4 protein-coding genes are annotated in these 6,199 nt (G+C 35.9%); 1 reads left to right on the plus strand and 3 read right to left on the minus strand.

What is annotated here, in order from left to right; translation table 11 throughout:
• Positions 1-14 precede the first annotated feature (14 nt).
• The 3 genes from ACJMLO_RS06115 to mcm form a co-directional block, all read right to left on the minus strand.
• Positions 15-422, minus strand: coding sequence for a translation initiation factor IF-2 subunit beta (locus tag ACJMLO_RS06115; RefSeq protein ID WP_405294949.1), 408 nt, complete (start codon positions 420-422; stop codon positions 15-17).
• Between the two features lie 280 nt (positions 423-702).
• A complete protein-coding gene (locus ACJMLO_RS06120; RefSeq protein WP_405294951.1) occupies positions 703-3,549 on the minus strand; it encodes a hypothetical protein in 2,847 nt (948 codons plus the stop codon).
• 76 nt (positions 3,550-3,625) lie between these two features.
• A complete protein-coding gene (gene mcm / locus ACJMLO_RS06125; protein WP_405294953.1) occupies positions 3,626-5,629 on the minus strand; it encodes a minichromosome maintenance protein MCM in 2,004 nt (667 codons plus the stop codon).
• Positions 5,630-5,746: 117 nt separating this feature from the next.
• On the opposite strand from mcm, the gene ACJMLO_RS06130 reads away from it, so the two are divergent.
• Positions 5,747-6,166, plus strand: a complete 420-nt coding sequence (locus tag ACJMLO_RS06130) for a hypothetical protein (protein ID WP_405294955.1) — start codon at positions 5,747-5,749, stop codon at positions 6,164-6,166.
• The last annotated feature ends 33 nt before the right edge of the window (positions 6,167-6,199 follow it).

Raw genomic sequence — 6,199 nt, forward strand, 5'->3', positions numbered from 1 at the left:
GTAAAAAAGTAGAATTATAATGATTTTAAAGGTGCTGTTGCACCGCATGCAGCACATTTAAGTAAGAATATTCTACCTTCTCTGATGATTCTTGTATCCGGTCTGTTACATTCATGACAGATTACGTATTTGTCCACATAACCTTCAATTCTTTCATTGATTAGGTAATGAGTAAATTTACCTTGCAAGATTGCTCTTTGACCTTCAATGTTTCCTGCGGTACCTAATTCTCTCATCAGGAATTTTAATAAATGTTGAGGGTCTCTGTTTAAACCTTCAGCAACATCTTTAAAGTTTTTAATAAATGTTCTATTACCTTGGATATCTGAATAAGCTTTAGGAATTTTGAATCTTTTATGTTCAAATACTTCAGGAGGTAATTGGTCTATTGCTCTTTCTAATAAATCTTCGTATTTATCCATAATTATCGCTCCTTATAAAATTAGTATAAGTATAATATATTAAATTTGGTCTTAATCATTTATTAATGTATTGCTATTTTTAAAAAAATTGGCCATTGTGGAAATTATTATTTTAAATTGTTGTATTGTCTTGATGGTAGGGCTGCTTGTAAGACAAGCTTTTCAACGTATTCCATTTGATGGAGCTGTTGCAGTATAGGTATTTGCGGTTAGGCTTGTAATGTGATGCTTTCCTTGAACTTTAACTGCATCGGGTGTGTAATCGAATCATTAGAATGAACTAATATTCTTCTTCATCTTTTTCCCGTCTTTCATAAATGAAACTTAAAAATAGAAGAATAAGGGATATGATAAAAAATATTAATAGTGTATTTGCAGTGTTGTCGGTTTTTATGATATTTTTGGTTATCTCATAACTTTTGGCCCCATCACCATGTCCGCTTCCCTGTGAACCGAAATCTCCGTTAAATCCTTTGCCGTTAAGTGATATTTTTCCGTTGGTTGTGCCGTTTCCACTGCCTGTTGCATTAGAATCTCCACTGCCGATACTATTTCCTCCAGTGTTATTTCCGGAACCCTTTTCTGGTTGTTCGGTGTTATCGTCCGGTTCTTCGACTGGTGTTTTGGAATGTGATGTTATTTCAATTGAAGAGCTGAGTGTTTTTTGAGTATACCTTTCATTGCCTTTGAAATCGATTTCAACATCATAGCTGCCGGAATTTAAATTATCGAATTCAACTGTAAGATGTTTTGTGTTCTTAGTTATTGTAAATTTCTTTTGTTCTCCGCCTGCACTTACAACCAAAACTGCATCAGTTTTGCTTTTGCTGATGTCTATTGTAATGTCAAGTTTATTCTCTCCGCTTTGATGGCATTTGATTGTTGGTTCTTGTTTTTCTACAATGACCTTTGATTTTAAAGTAACGTCATTGTATATTTCATTTCCTTTTAGGGTAAATGTTGCTATATAAACTCCCGGATCTACGTCTTTAAAAAGCACTTCCTTTTTGTTTTTCTCTAGATTTTTTAGATTAATAACTTTTTCTTCATTGTTTAGTGTAATGTGGCAAGGCACATTCAAATCTCCCTTGCATGATGAAAAGTCAAGGGTGAACAGAACGTTAAAGTCCTCTGATGAGTATTTTTTCTTGAAGATTCTGTTTGCCTTTTTAACTTCAAATGTTGCAGTATCATAGGTGTTGTCCGCTAAATTGATAATTTTCATAGTATAGATTCCTGCTTTCGGCAAATTCTCATTTTCAAATTCGTAATTCCACTGCTGATGTTCGTAAACGTTCATCAGATTGTCCTCAATGCGGACTATTCCAGTTTCATCGCTCACAATGATTCCAACATCCTGTGTACCTATTGGATTTTCCACGTTATCATCATCGTCCCAGTCATCATCGCTTTCCGGCTTATACAAATCCATTTTAACAACAAATTCAGTAAAATCAAAGTAAGTTTGGTTTTTCACATTTAGGATATGGACTGTCTTTTTCTTTTCTGTAACGATTAGGGAAGTGTTAAACTGGTAATAAACTCCTTTTGGGTTAATGTCAGAATCAACCGGGTTGAATTTAAAATGTAATGTGCCTGACCTAAATGAAGCGTCAACGTCATAATTGTACAATGTCTTGAACTCAAATCTTATGCTGTGGGTGCCGGTTTGAATGTCTCTTTCATTTGTCTCTTCAATTGAGGACCTTTCAAAGAATGTTTTGATGTTGATTTCGTTGCTGTTAGTATATGAGTCATAGATTTCAACATCATCGACAAAAACTGTCAGAGTATAATAAGTAGGTAAATTATCAATTTTTAGGTCTATATCATTTGTGTGAACAATCTTTACGATGGCTTTCGAATCAATTGGGATAACCTGCGGGTTTTCATTGATTATTTTCAGTTTTGTATTTGCAATATATTTGTCATTTAAAATTGTGCCGCTGTACTGTGAATTAAGAAAGTAGAATGTTAATGCATTGTCGTACCAGGATATTTGAGGATTGAAACGGGAATACTTGTCTGCAGATACGAATTCAAATGAGATGTTGTGGTTTCCTTCATCAAAATAATTTCCATTTGAATCTTTTGTAGGTATATAGCAGATATTTTCCCATGACAGTAGGATGGAGTTATTGTAGACATTTTCACCATCAATATAGACTGCAAAATCTCCTGCCCCTTCACCTACAAATCGCACCGGGATGCTTCTGGTGTAGGATATGTCAATCTGAGGGGCATTTATATGGATCGGATTTAATTCGGGAAATTCACAAACATTTAGGGTGGTATTGATTGTTATACTGTATCTTTTTGGGGAATAAACAGTTTTAGATTTTGTGAATCTGACATTAATCATCGAATCTGTAGTGTCTGCTTTGACATTATATTCGGCATAGACCTTATCCGTTTCCACTGTGCAGACAAGATTATAGGATCCCGCCGCTAACTTTGTCGTGTCAATTTCGTCCTCATAAGGATTGTCATCGGTTTCAAATGAATTAAACAATTTGCCATCAAGATAAAGGTTTACTTTGCTGTAACTTATTCCTCTAAGATAGAATGAAATGGAATCGGAACGGGTTATGTTGATGGCTTCTAAATCAAATGTTGTTGATGTTGGTTCTATGGTCGGTATGATGTTGAATTGTGAGCTGAACCTGTAAATTAAATTTTGAGGGGTCTTTACGGTTCGAGCAAGGTTAAAGTCAAAATATACGGCGGAATCGCTGATGTATGCATCAGGCCGGTATATCGATTTGGTATTGGTGAATTTGAATTCATATACTATATTATGCTTTCCCAAAGCGAGATTCACTTCGTTATCGTCGACCATGACGCTTGTTGGAATGTTGATTTCGCGGTATTGCACATTGTTGAATTCGCCATTGGATGTAGAGTTATATTTGTCAATATAAACATTCAAACTCCATTTTTCATCAGCCCTGACCTCGACAGGAATATAGTCGTCCTCTTCAATTACCAACGGACCATCATCATCGTTGATGTCTGAAGTGTATTCCCTATCTTTGAGCAAAGGGTCTGCAGTGGCATTTGAGTCATCATGAGCACTGACAGCGCCTATAATCAAAAAGATTAAAATGACCAATAACAATTTCTTCATGATATTTTAAATTTATACTTAATTGATATTAAATTTAATGTTATTGGACATTTTCATAATCGGTAATGGAAATGATTTAAACAACACGCCTAAAGTATCCGGTATTTGGTTCGTATATTACTCCTTTTTGTTTCAGGTTCCTGACAATTTGTTCTGTTTTGTCTTCACTGACTCCGTATTTTTCACTCATATTTGAAACTAAAACATTCAACGGAGCATCTCCAGCATATTCTTCTTCAAGGAGTTTGATTTCTTCAGTTACTCTTTGGATTTTGTCTCTGTCGGATTTTGGAGTTCCTCCACCAACGATGTCGGCATCAATTTCTCCAGTTTCAGGGTCAACACCCACTTCCTTAAGACAGGCCATGGTTAGGCGAACTGCCTTTTCAGCATCTTCTTTTTCAACATAGTCCTTAAGTTTAATTTTAGCGCATGCTTCGGACAGACGAATGATAGCTTCTAGTTGCCTTGCGGTAATTGGAACGGCACCCTGTTCTTCGGGGTTGCTGTTTCTTGTGCTTACATAAAACTCTTTTAAAATGTCGTTTGCTTCATCGGTAAGTTGCGGATTGACGTTTTTACGGGCATACGCAATATATTTTCTAAGCAGTTCCGGTTCAATTTCATAATCAACGGTATTTTCCTTATGTATTTTTAAGATATGTTCCGCTAATTTTGAATCTCCTTCCCTGCTTGGCTTATCTTCAATAACAAAAATCAAATCGAAACGAGAAATAATTGGGGCAGGCAAATCAATCTGCTCTGCAAGTACTTTATACCTGTCAAACCTTCCGAATTTAGGGTTTGCAGCCGCAAGAACGGAACATCTTGAGTTTAGGGTTGCCATAATTCCTGCTTTTGCGATACTTACTGTTTGCTGTTCTAATGCTTCGTGAAGTGCTGAACGGTCTTCTGATCTCATCTTGTCCAATTCGTCAACACATACGTTACCCTGGTCCCCAAGCACCAATGCTCCTGCTTCTAGAGACCAGCCACCAAGTTCATCTCTGACGGCAGCAGCAGTTAAACCGGCTCCACTTGTACCTTTACCGCTTGTATAGATACTTCTTGGAGCGAGCCTTGAAACGTATTTCAATATCTGGGATTTACCGATACCTGGATCTCCAACAATCAGGATGTGTATGTCTCCCCTTAATTTGGTTTCGTCTTCAAGTTGCTTTGCAGCTCCACCAAATAACTGAAGGGCAATGGCTTCCTTAACGTCTCTGTATCCTCTGATTGAAGGGGCGGTGGATTTTATAATTTTATCATAAATGTGAGGGTCTTGTGATAATTCGATGATTCTTTCTTCATCCTCTTCTGAGAGTTGCAGCTCTTCGAATTCCTGTTCTAAAGGTTCAATGTGGTTAACATAAATGTAATTTTTAAATTTGCCGCTTCTTTCCTCTCTAAATGTCTTTAAAGTTCCGGTAATTCTTACCTTGTCTCCAGGATTCAATTCATCCACCAAATCGTCTTCAAGAATCATCAGCATCTGTTTAGGTTCGGTTCCTCCGGATAAATTCTCCAAAGGTTCCTGCATCCTTGCGGTTTGGGTGTCAATGTATTTAGATTCCTCTTGAAGCAATCTAAATGATCTTCCACCACATTCGCTACATAATGATGGTTCTATGATATGGTTTCCTGAAGTTTGTTCGACCTCGTGCAGTCTCATGCATCCTCTACATTCAAAAACACCTGTCTCAATACGAGGTCGGATTTCATCAGTCTTTCTCACAATACCGTCTGCAGAAACGAATGTTCCAATATATTTGCTTAAAAGAGTTTTTAGCGGAATTACATTGGAAAGATTCTCAAATCTGATGTTGATGTCAGCATCTTTTACTAAAGGATCGATATTTTTAATCGCAATTTGTGCTGCTTGAATAACTTCTTCAGGTTTTTCAATCAGCAAATCTGCAAGTTCAGGATCAAATATTTCCAATGAATGATAGTTTACAGTAAGTGATCGCTCATCGGGATATTTTTCAAGTATTTTAAATACATCGTCCTTATATGATGTTGCAAAAAATTCTTCGAATTTTGCAGTTGATGTTTGTGTTTTATTTGTAGAGTTCATTATCATAATATTAATTTTTTTTACTTATAAAAATGTTGCATGAGAGCGTCTGATAAGTAACATTAATATAGTAATATTAATAAAATATTAACAAGTAAATTATTTATTGAGGTTAATATGAGAAAATCTAGGCTAAGCTTATTTAAATCCACTTCAATGTTGATTTCTGTGGTTGGTATTATAATGATTATATCCACAATTATTGTAGTGGCATATGTGGGTTATAGTATAGTTTCTAGCGGAATTACAAATGAAATATCCTCTGGAACTCAATATGATGAACTTGCAGAGTTGCAATCCGAATATACGAATTTGTCTTTGAAGTTTGACAGTGTTAAGGCAACTTATTATGCGGGAGGTCCTGACGACGTCAAAGTTTATAATGATGCAAAATTAGAACTGACACGGGCGGATTCGGCTATTCAAAACGTTAAGAGTGCTCTTGATGCAAGCAAACCGTCAAATGAAGTTGACAGTAGGATTGATTTTGCTAAAGATAAACTTAAAACCGCTAAAAAAGCATATGATTCACTTTAAATTATTTTCTTTTTCTCTTTTTTTTATTGGGCA

This window comes from Methanobrevibacter sp., assembly GCF_045120835.1.
GTDB lineage: Archaea > Methanobacteriota > Methanobacteria > Methanobacteriales > Methanobacteriaceae > Methanocatella.

Bases quoted from the DNA above. Each gene is read 5' to 3' on its own strand.
- ACJMLO_RS06120 (WP_405294951.1), bottom strand. From the start codon at position 3,549: ATGAAGAAATTGTTATTGGTCATTTTAATCTTTTTGATTATAGGCGCT.
- ACJMLO_RS06115 (WP_405294949.1), bottom strand. From the start codon at position 422: ATGGATAAATACGAAGATTTATTAGAAAGAGCAATAGACCAATTACCT.
- mcm (WP_405294953.1), bottom strand. From the start codon at position 5,629: ATGAACTCTACAAATAAAACACAAACATCAACTGCAAAATTCGAAGAA.
- ACJMLO_RS06130 (WP_405294955.1), top strand. From the start codon at position 5,747: ATGAGAAAATCTAGGCTAAGCTTATTTAAATCCACTTCAATGTTGATT.